The sequence below is a fragment of the Kribbella pittospori genome, from assembly GCF_004331465.1.
Taxonomy (GTDB): Bacteria; Actinomycetota; Actinomycetes; order Propionibacteriales; family Kribbellaceae; genus Kribbella; species Kribbella pittospori.
In genome coordinates this window covers 16,179-32,432 of sequence record NZ_SJKB01000025.1, presented here as the reverse complement: position 1 = coordinate 32,432, position 16,254 = coordinate 16,179, and the positions used below count along the sequence as shown (strand labels likewise).

The following is a 16,254-nucleotide window of genomic DNA, read 5'->3' as shown; positions in this document are numbered from 1 at the left end:
TGCGGCACCGTGGTCAGACGTCCTTCATTCCGGAGAGCTCGTCCTGATCGAGCACGGGCGCACTGACCCCGCCAGGAGCGACGGTGTGGGCCTCGACGACCTTGCCCGGATCCACCGCCCGCAGTTCGTGACTCAGCTCTGCCAGTTCCTGCCCGCCGGCCATCTCGCCAGTCAGTTGCTCGAGAGTCAGCTCGTCGCGGTGGGCGTCGAGCGAGACGTGCCCGAGCTTGAGGATGACGAAGTGGCTGCCGACCAGGAAGGCGTGGTGCGGGTTGTGCGTGATGAAGATGACGCCGAGACCGGCATCGCGTGCTGCCGCGATGTATTTCAGCACGACACCGGACTGCTTGACGCCGAGCGCGGCGGTCGGCTCGTCGAGGATGATCACCTTGGCGCCGAAGTGGATGGCGCGGGCGATCGCGATCACCTGCTGCTGACCACCTGACAGGCTCCCGACCGGGCGGTCGAGGTCCGGGATGACGATGCCCATCTTGACGAGTTCCTCGCCACAGACGCGCTTCATCGTAGGGATGTCCAGGAACGGACCGTTCCGAAGCTCGTTGGCCAGGAAGAAGTTCCGCCACACACACATCAGCGGGGCGAGCGCGAGGTCCTGGTAGACGGTGGCGATGCCCTCCGCCTGGGCCACGCGCGGGGACCCGAAGTGACGGACCTCGCCGTGCATCTTCATGGTGCCATCGGTGTAGTCGTGCAGTCCGGAGATGATCTTGATGAGGGTGGATTTCCCCGCACCGTTGTCACCCAGGACGCAGGTGACCTCCCCCTGGCGCACGGTCAGGTTCACCCCGCGCAGGGCGTTGACGTTGCCGTAGCTCTTGCCGACGTCCACCAGTTCGAGAATCGGCTCGTCCTGGTCGACCACGGTCAGTTCTGACGCGTGCGTCTCGATGGTCATCGGGCATCCGCCTTCCGCTTCACGTACAGGTTCACCAGCGTCGCGGCGATGAGCATGATCCCGAGGAAGGTCTTGAACCAGTCGGGATCCCAGCCGGCGTAGGTGATTCCGAGCTGGGTCATGCCGAAGATGAGCGCACCCACGGAGGCTCCGACCACCGAGCCGTACCCGCCGGTGAGCAGGCACCCGCCGATGACCGCGGCGATGATGTAGATGAATTCGTTGCCGACACCCTGGCCGGACTGGACGTTGTTGTAGTTGAAGAGGTTGTGCATGCCGAGCAGCCAGGCGCAGAACCCGACTCCCATGAACAGGGCGATCTTCGTGACGGTGACTGGAACACCCACCGCTCGAGCGGCCGCCGGGTCACCACCGGAGGAGAAGATCCAGTTGCCGTAGCGCGTGCGGAGCAGCAGGAACGAGCCGATCACGGTCAGGATGATCCAGAAGATGACCGGGATCTGAATGCCGATCGGGCCGATGTCGAAGCTCGATGCGAACACCGCGTGGGCCGAGCCGAAACCGTCGATGTCGTTGAGCGAGTTCGACGAGACACCGCCGGCGACCATCCGGGTGATCGCCAGATTGGCCCCCTGGAGCACGAAGAACGTGCCCAGGGTGACCAGGAAGCTCGGTAAGCCGGTTCGATGGAGCAGCCATCCGTTGAACGCCCCGATCGCCAGCGACAGCACGAGTGCGAACAGGACGCCGACCCAGACGTTCAGGCCGAAGTACCAGGACAGGTGAGCTGCGGCGAGGCCTGAGGTCGTCACGGCCACACCCGCCGAGAGGTCGAACTCGCCGCCGATCATGAGCAGCGCGACCGCGACCGCCATGATCCCGATGGTCGAGGAGCCGTACAGAATCGTCCCGATGTTGCCGACGCTCCGGAACGCGGGTGCGACGGCGAGGAACAGGAGCGCGACGACGACCGCTGCGATCAGCGCGCCGACCTCGGGCCGGCGTAGGGTCGACGAGATCGCCGAGCGGGTCCGAACGCGATCGTCGGTAGGTGTGACCGTGGCTGTAGTCATTCAGATCACCGCGTGCCGTTCGCAGCGAACTTGGAAACCTTCGCGATATTGGACGCGTCGATGAAGGCCGGGCCGGTGGCCACATTGGTGCCACCACCAATGGTGTTCCCATTCGCCGTGTACAGCCACAGGGCATCGACGGACAGGTAGCCCTGCAAGTATGGCTGCTGGTCGATCGCCCACAGGATCGACTTGTTCTGAATGGCCGCGACCAGTTCCTTGTTGGTGTCAAAGGTGCCGATCTTGGCCGAGCTGCCCGAACCGGAGACGGACTTGGCCGCATCGAGAGCGACCGGAGCAGCGAGCGTGACGATGAAGTCGATGCTCTTGTCTTCGGTCAGCTTGGCCTGGATCGATGTCGTGACGGCCGAGTCATCGGTGCCGTTCACATAGATCGACGTCGTGGTGGCGCCGGCGGCACCCTGCTTGACGCCGTCGCAGCGGTCGACCAGCTGCTGCTGGCCCTGGGTCTGGATCACGCAGAGGATGTTCTTGGCGCCACCCTCCACCGCCTTCTTGCCCGCTGCGACGCCGGCGTCCTTCTCGTCCTGGCCGAAGTAGCCCAGCACACCCAGGCTCTGCGCGTCGGGACCACCGGCGTTGAACATCGTCACCGCAATGCCTGCGGCAACGGCCTTCTTGATCACGCCGGCGAGCGCCGGAGTGTTCGGGTCGGTCACCGCGATGCCGTCGACCTTCTTGTCGATCGCGGCCTGGATCAGCTGCGCCTGCTTGACGGCGTCCGGATCAGAGGAGTACTGGACCTCGATGTTGTCCTTCGCGGCGGCGGCTGAAGCCCCCTTGCGGATGATGTCCCAGAAGGTGTCTCCCGGGGCTGCGTGGGTGATCATCGCAACGGTCAGCTTGGGCGTCGAGGCAGCCTGGCCACCGCCGCTCTCGTCGTCGCCACCGGTTTCCCGGCCCCCGGAGGAGCACGCAGCGAGGGTCATGACCCCTACGGCGACGATGACCGCGATCTTCGTGCGCTTGATGCCATTCATGTCAGTGCCTTTCGAACGTTCACCGCAGCGTCGGCCGGCGGTGTCCTGGATGTTGTTGTGCTTCGAGCAAGACGCTTGCGCGTCGCGGTCACCAGTCCACGGCGATGTACTTGCTTTCGGTGAAGGCGAGAATTCCTTCCAGGCCGCCTTCGCGGCCCAACCCGCTTTCCTTGACTCCGCCGAACGGAGCAGCCGGATCGGACACGAGACCGCGGTTGATCCCGACCATCCCGGCTTGGATGAGCTCGCTGACGCGCAGGCCACGCGCGAGATCGCGGGTGTAGACGTAGGACACCAGCCCGTACTCGGTGCTGTTGGCGAGGTCGATCGCCTCGTTCTCGGTGGAGAAGGCGACGATCGGGGCGACCGGCCCGAAGATCTCGGTCTGCAGGATGTCCGCGGTGGCTGCGACGTTGCTGAGCACGGTGGGCGGGTAGAAGAATCCCGGGCCTGCCGGAACCTTTCCGCCCGTGTGCAAGGTTGCGCCGGATGTGACCGCCTCGTCGACCAGGGCCGCGACCTTGTCCCGCGTCTTGGCGTTGACCATCGGGCCGAGGTCCACGCCGTCGTGATCCCCTGGGCCCATCGTCATCGAACTCATCGCCGCGGTGAGCCTTTGCGCGAACTTCTCGGCGATGCTGTCCGCGATGTAGAACCGGTTGGCCGCTGTGCAGGCCTCGCCGCCGTTGCGCATCTTCGCGACGACGGCGCCTTCGACCGCGGCGTCCAGGTCGGCGTCCTCGAAGACGACGAAGGGGGCATTGCCGCCGAGCTCCATCGAGCAGTTGACGATGTGCTCGTTGGCGAGGTTGAGCAGCGCCCGTCCGACCTGCGTCGAGCCGGTGAACGACAGTTTGTGTACTCGCTCGTCGGCCAGCATCGCCGACACGACGGCCGGCGAGTCGAGCGAGGGCAGGACGTTCACCACTCCTGCAGGCACTCCGGCGTCGTGCATGATCGCGGCGAGTCGCAATGCCGTCAGAGGTGTCTCGGTCGCGGGCTTGAGGATCACAGTGCACCCTGCGGCCAAGGCGGGGGCGATCTTCCGCGCCGCCATCGCTGCTGGGAAGTTCCATGGTGTGACCAGCAGTGCGACCCCGACGGGCTGCCGCAGGACCATGATCTTGTTGGCGCCTCCGGGGGCGGTCTGGATCTCACCTCGGAGCCGAACGGCCTCCTCTGCGTACCAGCGGAAGAAATCGGCGGAGTACAGGACCTCGCCGCGCGCGTCTGCCAGCGCCTTTCCGTTCTCCGCCGTGATCAGCAGCGCCAGTTCGTCGGCCTGGTCGATCATCGACTCATAGACGCGGCGCAGGATCTCCGCCCGTTCGCGCGGTGATGTGGCTGCCCACAGCACACCGGCGCCGCCAGCCGCGTCGACGCACGACAGGGCGTCCTTGACCGTTCCGCTGGCCACTGTGGCGAGTGACTCGCCCGAGGCTGGGTCGATCACGTCGAAGGTGGCTCTGTCGGAGGCGTCCTGCCAGCGCCCTGCGATGTACAGCTGCGCTGGGACCGCAGCTGCGACAGCGTGTGCCGCGCTCACAGGTAGAGCCTTTGTTCAGCCAGCTGCTCCTCGTACTCCTTGCGCGCCTGCACCGTGCTGGCCAATTGAGAGATTTGTGGGACCGGGACATCCCACCACGCCCCGGAACCACCGAACCGGCCCTGGGAGTCGACCTTGACGTAGACGACTGCGGTGTTCCTGCTGGTCGCCGCGTCCTCCAGCGCTTGTTTCAGCTCGGCGGCCGTGCCGGCGCGGAACACGTCAGCCCCGTAGCTGCCCGCATTCGCGGGGAGGTCGATCTCGATGCGCTCCTCGGAGTACTGCCCGTCGTCGCCGCGGTAGTTGAACCGGGTCGCGAAGCCTTGTGAGCCGCGGGTTTCCGAGAGTGCCGCGATGGATCCGTATCCGTGGTTGTCAACCAGAACCACGGTGATCTTCAGACCTTCCTGGACAGCCGTCATGATCTCCTGGCTGGCCATCAGGTAGGTGCCGTCGCCGATCAGGCAGAACACCTGACGGGTGGGGTCGCCCATCTTCGCCCCGAGCGCGCCGGCGACCTCGTAGCCCATGCACGAGTTGCCGTACTCGAGGTCGTAGCCCTTGACGCTTCCGGGGCGCCACAGCCTGTGCAGGTCCCCGGGCATGGATCCGGCGGCGTTGACCACGACATCGCGCGGGCCGGCGGCGGCGTTGACCAGGCCGATGGCCTCGGCCTGGGACAGGGTCGGGCCGTCCTGAACTTCGATGATCCGGTCCACCTCGGCTCGCCAGTCGTCGGCGGCCTTCTCGGCCCCCGCGCGGTAGGCGGGCTCGACGGTATAACCACGCAGGAGCTCGCCCAGCTCGGTGAGTGATTCCCTGGCGTCGCCGACGACAGCGACCGCCGACTCTTTGAGGGCGTCGAGCTCGGTGACATTGAGGTTGACGAACGTGACGTCCGGGTTGGTGAACAGGGTGTTCGAGGCCGTCGTGAAGTCCGTATAGCGGGTGCCGATGCCGATGATGACGTCGGCCCGGTTCGCCAGGGAGTTGGCAAAGACCGACCCGCTCGCTCCGAGGGCGTTGACCATCTGGGGGTGGTCGTACGGAAGGCTCGCCTTACCGGCCTGAGTCACGCCCACCGGGATTCCGGTCGTAGATGCGAACGCGGCGAGGTCGGCCGTAGCGTCGGAGTAGATTACGCCGCCGCCGGCGATGATCACGGGGCGTGAGGCGGAGGAGATGATCTTCGCCGCGCGAGCCAGGGCGGCACGGTCTGCGCGGGGGCGCGCCACGTGCCAGATTCGCTCGCGGAACAGGCGGGCGGGGAAATCCCACGCCTCGGCTTGGACGTCCTGCGGCAAGGCGAGTGTGACTGCGCCGGTCTCGACGGGGCTGGTCAGAGTCCGCATAGCCTCCAGCAGGGCGACCGGCAACTGGTCGGGCCGGTTGATCCGATCCCAGTATTTCGACACCGCCTTGAAGGCGTCATTGGCCGAGTAGTCCTGCGAGAACGTGGATTCCAGCTGCTGCAGCACGGCACCCGTGCGACGGCTGGCGAAGATGTCGCTGGGCAGGCACAGGACCGGCAGGCGGTTGACGGTGGCCGTTGCGGCACCGGTGATCATGTTGGTGGCGCCGGGACCGATGGAGCTGGTGCAGGCCAAGGCCCCCAGCCGGTTGCGCATCTTGGCGTAGCCGGTGGCCATGTGGACCATGCCCTGCTCGTTGCGGGCCTGATACAGACGAAAGTCCTTGCGGTACTGGAGAAGGGCTTGGCCGACTCCGGCGACGTTGCCGTGACCGAAGATGCCGATGGCGCCGCCGAAGAACTGCTGGGTCTGGCCGTCCCGTTCGACTTGCTGAGCGGTGAGGAACCGGATCAGTGCTTGGCCGACGGTCAGGCGCACAGTGGACTCTTGGTGAGACACGGTTGTTCCTCCACGTTGAAGGCAGTCGGATCAGTGCGACGGTCCGGTGCAGACCGCTCGGTCAGCTGGGCTGGGACGGGTGCCGGGGGACGAACGGCAGGCGGGCGTCCAGACCGGCGCCCGGCCACTGTTCTCGCGCCGGCGCCAGGCAGGGATCCTCGAATGCCTGCAGGGTCCGCCGCGGCGCCGGCCCGGCCAGGACGTTCAGGTAGTACAGGTCCTGCCCATGTGCGGCGACGGTGGTGTGGTATCCCCACGGGATGAGCAGCAGGTCACCGTCGCGGACCGGCTCCGACAGCTCGAAGTCGCGTTCCGGGCTGTAGACACGCTGCAGCGCCCACCCGTTCTCGGGGTCCTTCAGCCGGTAGTAGTAGGTCTCCTCGAGCTGGGCCTCGCCCTCACGGTCCTGCTCGTGCTTGTGCGGAGGGAAGCTCGACCAGTTGCCGCCCGGGGTCCAGACCTCGACGACATGGAGACGGTCCGCAGGGAAGTCAGGCAGCATGAGGCTGCCGACCTGGCGCGATGCGTTCCCGCCACCGCGCAGCTCGATGCTCACGTCGTCCGGGGTGACAAGGACAGGGGCGAACTTCTGCGTGGCCGGAGCCTCGGCAACCGCGATCTCGACATCGGTGACGGCAGTGACCCTGACCTCGTCGCCCATCGGGACATAGAGGCACCAACCGAGCCCGTCGAAGACTGACGACCGGCCACCGAAGGTCCACTGCTCAGAACCGGACTCGGCGTGGGCCGTTCCGCCCAGAGGGATCAGAGCTCGTTCCTGCGGCCCGGCAGCGAGCGTCAGGGTCTGGCCCGAGCCCAGCTCGTGCACGGCGAACGAGATGTATTCCCAGTCGGCGTCGGACGGCTCGATCCGGCTCCAGCCGCGGGTCAGAATCTGTGGCTTGCTCACGTACGGGACCTCCGTGGTCGTCGCCGGGACGGATCTCTGCTCAGGCGCCGACTCGTTGGCGGCGCCGCTCTCCGAATTGCTCGGAATCTATCTCTTGATGGACGACTTGTCCACTGTGTGATAGAAACTTGTTTGTGGACATCGTCCGCCACCTTCCCGCACCGGCGGTCGCCGGATCCCAGGAGTCATCGATGACCCTTCACAACGTCAGGTCCGAAACCCCCCGCCTGGGTGTGGCGATGATCGGCAGCGGCCTCATGGCCAAGTCGCACACCATGGGCTATCGCAACGTGGAGGGCATGTACGGCTCATCGCCGTACCGGCCCCATTTCGCCGTCCTGGCCGATGCGAAGGAGAACCTGGCCCGATCCGGAGCGGAGTCCCTCGGCTACGGCAGATGGACGGCGGACTGGCGCGAGGCGATTGCCGCCCCGGAGGTCGACGTGGTGGACATCGTGACGCCCAACTGGCTGCACAAGGAGATCGCCCTGGCGGCCATAGCGGCAGGCAAGCACGTGTACTGCGAGAAACCACTCGCCGTCACAGCAGCCGACGCACGAGAGATGTACGAGGCGGCCGAAGCCGTCGGCGTCAAGACGCTCGTCGGCTTCAACTATTTGCGCAACCCGGCAATCGCAGAGGCACGCCGGCTCGTCGGAACCGGCGCCCTGGGCAACATCTGGACCTTGCAGGGGCGCTTCGTGCTGGACGCGTGCAGCGATGCGGACGTGCCGTTCGCCTGGCGCTTCGACCGCAAGCTGGCCGGAAGCGGTGCTCTCGGCGACTTGGGAGCCCATGTCGTGGCTCTCGCGCGCGCCCTGGCCGGCCCGATCTCCTCGGTGTGCGGACTCAGCCGTACGTTCATCAGAACCCGGCCTGCTGCGACCGGCGCTTTCGGCTATGGCAGCGACGCCGATCTGGGCGCCCCGCGGCGCGAGGTCGAGAACGATGACGCGACCACGTTCCTGATGGAGTTCGCCAGTGGCGCCAGCGGACACATCGAGGCATCGCGTACAGCGACCGGGCGGCCGTACCACCTGAGCATCGAGTTGATCGGAAGCAAGGGCTCGTTGCAGTTCGTCCAGCAGGACATCCACACGCTTCGCCTGTACCTGGACGACGACGCGGCCGAACACAAGGGCTACCGCCAGATCGAACTTGGGCCCGCCCACGGGGATTACGGCGCCTTCTGGCCGTTCCCGGGTGTGCCGATCGGCCTGCACGAACTCAAGACGATCGAAGTCCATGAGTGGCTCAGTGCAATCGCCGACGACCGTTGCCCGGACGGCGATTTCAAGGAGGGCTGGCTCGTCTCGGAAGTGCTCGAGGCGGTCGAGCGGTCGGTGGCGCAGCGCCGATGGGTGGACGTGGAGAAGAGTTCGTGATTCTCATTGCCCGGACATCCTGACCATTTAGTGATCGATGACAGCATGCTCTGCATCCCGGAGGACTGGTGAACGACGTGACACCCGACAACGCCACAACCAAGGAACTCGATCTCGCATCGCTCGCCCGGCAAGCGCGCTGGGAGGTGATCAAGGCAGTCACCGGAGCCAAGGCCGGCCACATCGGCGGCCCCCTGTCGATGATGGACCTGCTCGTCAGCCTGTACTTCACCGAGCTGAACATCCGGGTCGAGGACCCCGCGTGGCCAGAACGCGACCGATTCATCCTGTCCAAAGGGCACGCCGCTATTGGGCTCTACTCGGTCCTGGCCCTGCGCGGCTTCCTCCCCGTGTCCGAGCTGTCGACCTTCGACCGGAGCGATTCGCGACTGCAGGGACACCCGGACGTCACCCGGCTGCCCGGTCTGGACAGCTCGACCGGATCTCTCGGCCAGGGGTTGTCCGTGGGGGTGGGCATGGCCTTGGGGGCGCAGCTGGCAGAGAAGCACTTCCACACCTGGGTGATGCTGGGAGACGGCGAGATCCAGGAGGGCATGGTCTGGGAATCCGTCCAGCTGGCCGCACGCTACAAGCTGACCAACCTCACCGCCATCGTCGATCGGAACGGCTTGCAGCAGTTCGGGTTGCCGTCCACCAGCGAAACCACCGGCACCGACCGCGGGGATCGGCGCGACCCCTGGTTCGGAGTCGACCTCTCGGCCGTGTTCCAGGCCTTCGGCTGGCGCGTGATCGAGCTGAACGGGCACGACTTCGACCAGATCCGCAACGCCTACCGGCTGGCACGCGCAGGTGACTTCAACGGACGCCCTACGGTGCTGATCGCGCACACCGTGAAGGGCAAGGGTCTGTCCCTGGCAGAAGGGGCGCACACCTGGCACAGCATCGTCCCGTCGCCGGAGGACTTCGAAAAGGCCCGGCAAGAGCTGGAACCCGACGAGATCGACCTGCTCGACGCCTATGCGCACGTGAGCGCGTTCGCAAGCCGGACCACTGAGCAAGGGAGCCAGGTATGAAGGCCATGCGTGACGCGTGGGGCGAGAAGCTCGTGCAGCTCGGTGATCGCGACCGGCGAACCGTCGTCCTCGACGGCGACCTGGCGAACTCGACCAAGGCCGACAAGTTCGCCAAGGCCCACCCGGACCGCTTCTTCCAGATCGGTATCGCTGAGCAGAACATGATCGGGACCGCTGCGGGCCTCGCAGCTGTCGGGTACGTGCCGTGGACCTCCTCGTTCACCGTGTTCCTGACCCATCGAGCACTGGACCCGATCCGCATGCTCGTGGCCCAGAGTCATGCCAACGTCAAGATCGCCGGCTCGTACTCCGGGCTCCTGATCGGCGCCGTGGGCAAGACCCACCTCGACATCCAGGACGTCGCCATCATGCGGGCCATGCCGAACATGGTCGTCCTCGCGCCAGCCGACCAGCACGAACTCCTGGCCATGATGGACTGGGCCCAGGATGTGAAAGGGCCGGTCTATCTCCGCCTGGTTCGCGACGCGGTGCCGGACCTCTTCGACGCCAGCTACGCCTTCAAGCCCGGTGCCATCCGTATCCTGGGGACCGGAGACGACCTGGCACTGGTTTCCACGGGCCCGCAGAGCACCCGCGTCCTGGCCGCTGCAGAATCCCTGGCTGCCGAGGATGTCCACGCGACAGTCGTGCACGTGCCCTCGATCAAGCCGTTGAACGCTGAGGCGCTGCGTGCGGCTCTGAGCGGCTTCGACCTCGTGGTCACGGCCGAGGAGCATTCGGTGCACGGCGGCCTGGGTAGCTTGGTAGCGGAAGTGTTGACCTCAGCCGGCCCTGCTCCGCGCATCGACACGATCGGTGTCAGCGACGTCTGGGGAGAGTCGGCAGACAACGACTTCATGCTGGACAAGCACGGCCTGAGCGCAGCGCGCATCTGTGAACGCGTGCTGAACCTCCGGGCCGCTGCCGCGGTCTCGTGATCCGTTCAAGACTAAGCCGTCGACGCCGGCAACCGAAAGAGTGCCGGCCGCGGCGCCTCAAACCTTCGTCATAGCGGCTGCCAAGGCTGATCAGCAGACTTGCCAGATCAGTCTGAGCCACCAACGCGCCTGCGACTTCGAGGCTTGTCGCTTCGACAAGGATCTCCGGCGGGTTGCTCAACGATATCCGCACCAACTGTGGCGTCCGATCGATCCTTCTTCCGGCCGCTGGTGGGATCCAACTGTCCGGGCCTTCGGTCATCGGCAAGCCCAGAATGAATCAGGCCCTCCAGTTCGGCCAGACGACGCGGAGTTCAATGATCGACATCGAGCCCTCAGACGACGCCCTGTAGACGAAATACATCTGCAGGGAGCAAACATCGCACCCGACTAGCCTCCTGTCGATGCACGGACGATCAGGTCCGGCGGGAAGACCATCTGTGCGGCCTTCCCGGGACGATCGCTCGGTACCTCCATCAGGGAGATCAGCAGGTCGACGGCGGCCCGCCCCAGCTCAACATAAGGGGGATGCGCAGACGTGACCGGAACCATGGCGGTCTGGGCCAGGTCGCTGTCGTCGTACCCAACCAGGGCCACGTCGTCGGGAATGCCGACTCCCTGTGCGACGAGTGACTGCTCGATGCCGACAGCCAACTGATCGTTGACTGCAAAGATTCCTTCCGGCATCTGCTCTGCCGTGCGGCCTGCCAGTTGCTCTCCAACCGCCGCCCCGGTCGCGAGATCGCGCCTCTCGACGGTGACCAACTCCAGGGTGGCGCCGGGAACTTCCTTGATCGCCGTGCTTGCGCCGTCGAGCCGATCGCCGACCGCCCGAATCGCGAGCGGACCGCCGACGAAGGTGATCCGTCGTCGCCCGATGTCGAGCAGGTGCTTCACCGCTTGGTAGCCACCGGCGACGTTGTCGATCGAAACCGATGGTTGATCGTCGCTCGCACCGGGTCGGCCCATCACCACACTCGGAGTACCACGCTCGCGCATGGCCGCCAGCATCGGCTCCACGCGGCCCCGGGGCAGCACGATCACACCACGCACGCCCTGTTCTTCGAACATCTCGAGATACGCGTCCTCCTTGGCCAGGTCACCACGAGTGTTGGCCAGGAACACCGCGAGCCCGGACTTCGATGCGCCTTCCTCGATTCCTTCGGCAACCGGCCCGAGCGCTGGGTTGCTCACATCCGGAACGATGTGCGCAATGATCGAACTGTGTCCGAGCCGGAGCTGCCGGCCGGCGTTGTTCCGGACGAAGCCGAGCTCGTCGATGGCTGCCTTGATCCGTCGTGAGGCGTCCTGCGCTACCCGATCAGGTTGGTTCAGGTAGTTCGACACGGTCGAGGTGGACACACCTGCCAGGGACGCGACCTCCCGGATTCCAATTCTCGCCATCCCCGCTACTCCCTCTGCTCAACCATCACCGTGGCGTTGTGGACCTGTTCGCGGCGCCGAGTTCATTCTGCAGAGTACGTGGCCGGTTGTGTGGATTCGCGAACGACGAGGTCTGGAGCGAACACCAGTTGGGTAGCCTGCTCACCTTCGGATCCGTTCTCCATCAGGGAGATCAGCAGGTCGACGGCCGCACGGCCGAATTCCTCGTACGGCGGCCGCGCGGACGTCAGCGGGGTCATCGCCGTCCGCGCGAGGTCGGTGTCGTCGTACCCGACGATGGCCAGGTCATCTGGAATCCGAAGACCGCGATTGCGTGCGGACTGCTCGATCCCAGCGCCGAGCTGATCGTTGACCGCGAAGATCCCCTCGGGCAACTGACCAGGCGACCGCTGGGCGAGGTCGGCTCCAACCGCGGAACCAGTGGCCAGATCGCGACGCTCCACGGTCAGCAGCTCGAGCGTCGCGCCGGACACCTCCTTGATCGCCCGGCCGGCACCCTCGAGCCGATCGCTGACCTGCGGGATCGCGAGCGGACCGCCGACCACAGCGATGCGCCGGCGCCCGGTGTCGAGCAGGTGCTTCACCGCCTGATAGCCGCCCGCGACGTTGTCGATCGACACCGACGGCTGATCGGGCGTCGCACCTTGCCGCCCGATCACCACGCTCGGCGTCCCACGCTCACGCATCGCCGCGAGGGTCGGCTCGACGCGGCCGCGTGGCAGCACGAGCACACCGCGTACACCCTGCTCCTCGAACAATTCCAGGTACGCCAGTTCCTTCTCGACGTTGTCCCGGGTATTGGCGAGGAACACGGCCAGCCCAGCCTTGGCGGCCCGTTCTTCGATGCCCTCGGCAACACGACCGAGCGACGGATTGCTGACATCAGGAACGATGTGCGCGATGAACGAGCTCTGCCCCAGTCGCAGTTGCCGACCGGCATTGTTGCGGACGAAACCCAGCTCGTCGATGGCCGAGCCGATCTTGCGTGCCGTCGCGTCGGCCACCCGCCCGGGCCGGTTGAGGTAGTTCGACACGCTGGCTGTGGACACGCCGGCGTGCGCCGCCACCTCACGGATCCCGACTCTCCCCATTCCTGTCGCGCTCCCCTGTGCTCGAGTTCTGCCTCAGCCCTTGTCGAATGCCGACTGCATCGCCGCGAGGGCGGCCGGCACCGTCTTCGTCCCCGCGAACAGTTCTTGCACTACCTTGAGATGCGCTTGCTGCACCTCGGCGTTCGGCCAGGTCTGGTCAGGGTACGGCGCAGTTCGCGACTTGGCCACGAACGTGCTCACCGTGTCCAGCGCCGGCGTCTTCTCCTGCGGCACCTGCGCGGGATCGGTCGGAATCGTGCTGACCTTCGCCGCGTAGATCGACTGGTTCGCCGCCAGGAAGTCCAGGAATGCCTTGGCCGCGGCCGGATTCTTCGCTTTCGCCGACATCCCGAATGTGCCGGTCAGCGCGACCGGAAGCCGGACCTGGTCGGCCTGGTCGGATCCCGGCAGGGCGAACAGACCGAATTTCGAGTCCGGCGCCGCCGTCTGGACCTGTGGTAGCGACGAGTTGACCTGGACCGACATCGCGGCCTTGCCGGTACTGACCATGCGCAGCGCGGCGTCAGCGGGTGTGCCGTTGGGATTGTCCTGGAAGCAGCCGCGATCCTTCAACTGCAGGTACTTCGTCATCGCGTCCTTCCACCCCGAATCGGCGAACTTGACCTTGCCGTCCTTCATCTGGTCAGCGAAGTCCGGGGTCTTGCCGTACACGAGGGTCGCGACCAGGGAGTAGTCGATGAACTGACCGTTGGCGGGAGTTTGCAGTCCGAGCGCCATCGGCACGATCCCGGCCGCCTTGAACTTGTCGCACGCTGCGAGCAACTCCGGCCATGTCTGCGGGACCTTCACGCCGGCCTTGTCGAACGCGGCCTGGTTGTAGATCGCACCGATCGCGCCGTAGATCACCGGGAGGATGTACGTCTTCCCGTCCTGTTGCGTCAGGTACGCCTGCGCCTTCGGAATCTTGGCCACCCAGCTTTCTCCGGACAGATCCGCGAGGACCCTCTGCGGCGCGAGCGTGTCGACCGACATCACGTTGCCGCTGCCGGACCACACGTAGAACGCATCCGGCGCCGTGCCGGAGGCCAGCTGTGTTCTGGTGGTCTGCTGGTACTGGTCGGTGTTCGCGGTCGACACCTTCACGTCGACATCGGGGTACTTCTTCTCGAACGCCTCGGCGACTGCGGTGGTGGCCGGGCCCTGACTGGTCGGGACGGCGATCCGCAGCTCGCCCTTCGGCGGACCGTCGGCGGAGCCGCCGTTGCCTGAGGAGCCGCAGGCTGCGACGGTGACGAGTGACGCCAGCGCCGAGGCGATGACGGCAACGCGGATGGCTTTCATGTGGGTTTGCCTCTCTTGATGTCGGTACGCCGTCAGCCCTTGAGTCCGCTCGCGAAACCCCGGATCATCCGGCGCTGGAGCAGCAGGTAGACGACGAGAATGGGAGCCATGCCGATCACGAGACCGGCGAAGACGAGATTCCATTGCGAAACGAACTCGCCGACGAACGAGTACACGGCGACCGGGATCGTCTGGTGATCCGTGCCGCTGAGGAACAGATTCGGCACCAGGAACGCGTTCCAGCAGCCGATCGCGTTCAGGATCATGACCGTTCCGGTCACCGGCCGCATCAGCGGGAACACCACGGACCAGAAGGCGCGGACGGGCGATGCCCCGTCGAGCATCGCGGCTTCCTCGTAGTCGACCGGGGTGGCCCGGAGGAAGCCGACGTACAAGAAGATTGTCAGCGGCAACTCGGTGCCGACCATGTAGAGGATCACCGACCAGTACGAACCGAGTAGGCCCGCGTCCCGGATCAGCTGGTACAGCGGGATCAGCGCGAGCTGGAACGGTACGACCAGTCCGACCAGGAACAACGCGAAGACACCACCCGACAGCCGGCTCGTGCGGCGAGCGATCGTGTACGCCGCCAGCGCGCCGAGCACCACCAGCGCGAAGACACTCACGACCGTGATGACAACACTGCTGATGATCGCCGGAGCGAGATCGGCCTGCGCCCACGCCTCGGTGTAGTTGCGCAGATAGAGGGACGACGGCAACGACAGCGGCGAATTCGCCGCCTCCTCCGGCGACTTCAGCGACAGCACCACGAGCACGTACAGCGGGAACGCGAAGACCAGCGCCACCGCGATCATGACGAACTCGACGAGCAGCGAGCGCGCGCCGTACCGCCCGGTCATCAGCCGGCCACCTCATGCCGCCGAATCACCTTGTACTGAATTGCCCCGACCACCGAGACGATCGCCGCGAGGACAAGCGCGACCATCGTGCCGTAACCGAACTTCCCGACCGTGAACGCCTGCTGATACTGGTACCCGGTCAGCGTCTGGGTCGCGCTGCCGGGACCACCGCCGGTCATCGCGTACACCTGGTCGAAGATCTTCAGACCCATGATCGTCGACAGCACGACATTGATCGTGACAGCCGGCGCCAGCAACGGGAGCTTGACCTGGAAGAACGTGCTCGCCGCGCCGGCACCGTCGATCTCGGCCGCCTCGGTCAGCTCGCGCGGGATGCCCTGCAGACCGGCCAGATAGATCACCATCGCATAGCCGGAGAACTGCCAGATGATCACGACGATGATCGACCAGAGCGCAAGCTTCGGATTCCCCAGCCAGCTCTGCCGCAGCCCGTCCAGCCCGACGCCGGCGAGGAGAGTGTTCAGGGCACCATCTGTCGAGTAGATGTACTGCCACAGGAACGCGATGATCACCGGCGTCATCACAGCCGGCGCGAAGAAGAGCGTCCGTAGGACGTACCGCGACTTGATCTTGGTGTCGAGCACGACGGCCAGCACCAGACCGATCACGTTCTGCACGGTCGTGAAGACCGCCGCGATGGTCAGCTGGTGGACAAGCGCGCCGCGCGCCTCCTGGTCTCCGAAGAACGTCTTCACGTTCGTCAGACCCGTGAACGCGCGACTCGAGCTCAGCCCGTCCCAGTCGGTGAACGCCAGGTACGCCCCACTCAGTACCGGGTACAGCACCACGCATGCGTAGACGACCAGCGCAGGAACGGCGAGCCACCAGGGCGGCAATTGTGCTGCGCGCCGCCGTGCGGGCCGGGCCGGTGCCGCGGACACGGCGACCCCGGATTCCACCTGACTGCTCATCAGCAACTCCACTTGTAACGTTTTACAATC

Annotated in this window: 14 protein-coding genes; 3 read left to right on the top strand and 11 right to left on the bottom strand. The window is 65.8% G+C overall.

The genetic code is table 11. The annotated features are described in order from the left end of the window. Positions 1-13: 13 nt before the first annotated feature. The 6 genes from E0H73_RS41690 to iolB all read right to left on the bottom strand — a co-directional run bounded on the left by E0H73_RS41690 (position 14) and on the right by iolB (position 7,278). On the bottom strand, positions 14-916 hold the full coding sequence (locus E0H73_RS41690; RefSeq protein ID WP_131366160.1) for an ATP-binding cassette domain-containing protein: 903 nt from the start codon (positions 914-916) through the stop codon (positions 14-16). Beyond that, a complete protein-coding gene (locus E0H73_RS41685) occupies positions 913-1,950 on the bottom strand; it encodes an ABC transporter permease (RefSeq protein ID WP_131366158.1) in 1,038 nt (345 codons plus the stop codon). Before E0H73_RS41685 ends, E0H73_RS41690 begins: the two co-directional genes overlap by 4 nt. Before the next feature lie 5 nt (positions 1,951-1,955). Further along, a complete protein-coding gene (locus E0H73_RS41680) occupies positions 1,956-2,951 on the bottom strand; it encodes a substrate-binding domain-containing protein (protein ID WP_131366156.1) in 996 nt (331 codons plus the stop codon). 88 nt (positions 2,952-3,039) lie between these two features. After that, positions 3,040-4,497 (bottom strand): NAD-dependent succinate-semialdehyde dehydrogenase, encoded by a 1,458-nt coding sequence (locus E0H73_RS41675; protein ID WP_131366154.1) that lies wholly within the window; start codon positions 4,495-4,497, stop codon positions 3,040-3,042. Further along, positions 4,494-6,368 carry a 3D-(3,5/4)-trihydroxycyclohexane-1,2-dione acylhydrolase (decyclizing) gene (iolD, locus tag E0H73_RS41670; RefSeq protein WP_131366152.1) on the bottom strand — a complete coding sequence of 625 codons (1,875 nt, stop codon included), beginning with the start codon at positions 6,366-6,368 and terminating at the stop codon, positions 4,494-4,496. Before iolD ends, E0H73_RS41675 begins: the two co-directional genes overlap by 4 nt. Before the next feature lie 61 nt (positions 6,369-6,429). Beyond that, positions 6,430-7,278 carry a 5-deoxy-glucuronate isomerase gene (gene iolB, locus E0H73_RS41665; protein WP_165556080.1) on the bottom strand — a complete coding sequence of 283 codons (849 nt, stop codon included), beginning with the start codon at positions 7,276-7,278 and terminating at the stop codon, positions 6,430-6,432. A 191-nt stretch (positions 7,279-7,469) separates the two neighbouring features. Here iolB and E0H73_RS41660 point away from each other — a divergent pair, with 191 nt between their 5' ends. The 3 genes from E0H73_RS41660 (at position 7,470) to E0H73_RS41650 (ending at position 10,635) form a co-directional block, all read left to right on the top strand. Then, positions 7,470-8,663: a Gfo/Idh/MocA family protein gene (locus E0H73_RS41660; protein WP_131366148.1), complete on the top strand. Its 1,194-nt coding sequence runs from the start codon at positions 7,470-7,472 to the stop codon at positions 8,661-8,663. A gap of 68 nt (positions 8,664-8,731) precedes the next feature. Then, the gene (locus E0H73_RS41655; RefSeq protein WP_238164614.1) at positions 8,732-9,697 is read left to right on the top strand and encodes a transketolase; all 966 of its coding nucleotides are present in this window, start codon (positions 8,732-8,734) and stop codon (positions 9,695-9,697) included. Next, positions 9,694-10,635 carry a transketolase family protein gene (locus E0H73_RS41650; RefSeq protein ID WP_131366147.1) on the top strand — a complete coding sequence of 314 codons (942 nt, stop codon included), beginning with the start codon at positions 9,694-9,696 and terminating at the stop codon, positions 10,633-10,635. The genes E0H73_RS41655 and E0H73_RS41650 overlap by 4 nt, the downstream gene beginning before the upstream one ends. A gap of 390 nt (positions 10,636-11,025) precedes the next feature. On the opposite strand, the gene E0H73_RS41645 is transcribed toward E0H73_RS41650, so the two are convergent. From E0H73_RS41645 to E0H73_RS41625, 5 genes are all read right to left on the bottom strand, one after another. Next, complete coding sequence (locus E0H73_RS41645; RefSeq protein ID WP_131366146.1) at positions 11,026-12,039, bottom strand: LacI family DNA-binding transcriptional regulator; 1,014 nt, start codon at positions 12,037-12,039, stop codon at positions 11,026-11,028. A 62-nt stretch (positions 12,040-12,101) separates the two neighbouring features. After that, a complete protein-coding gene (locus E0H73_RS41640; RefSeq protein WP_131366144.1) occupies positions 12,102-13,130 on the bottom strand; it encodes a LacI family DNA-binding transcriptional regulator in 1,029 nt (342 codons plus the stop codon). Positions 13,131-13,163: 33 nt separating this feature from the next. Continuing rightward, positions 13,164-14,432 (bottom strand): ABC transporter substrate-binding protein, encoded by a 1,269-nt coding sequence (locus E0H73_RS41635; protein ID WP_165556079.1) that lies wholly within the window; start codon positions 14,430-14,432, stop codon positions 13,164-13,166. Between the two features lie 32 nt (positions 14,433-14,464). Beyond that, positions 14,465-15,292, bottom strand: a complete 828-nt coding sequence (locus tag E0H73_RS41630) for a carbohydrate ABC transporter permease (protein WP_131366140.1) — start codon at positions 15,290-15,292, stop codon at positions 14,465-14,467. Beyond that, positions 15,292-16,224, bottom strand: coding sequence for a carbohydrate ABC transporter permease (locus E0H73_RS41625; protein ID WP_131366138.1), 933 nt, complete (start codon positions 16,222-16,224; stop codon positions 15,292-15,294). The genes E0H73_RS41630 and E0H73_RS41625 overlap by 1 nt, the downstream gene beginning before the upstream one ends. Positions 16,225-16,254: the final 30 nt, after the last annotated feature.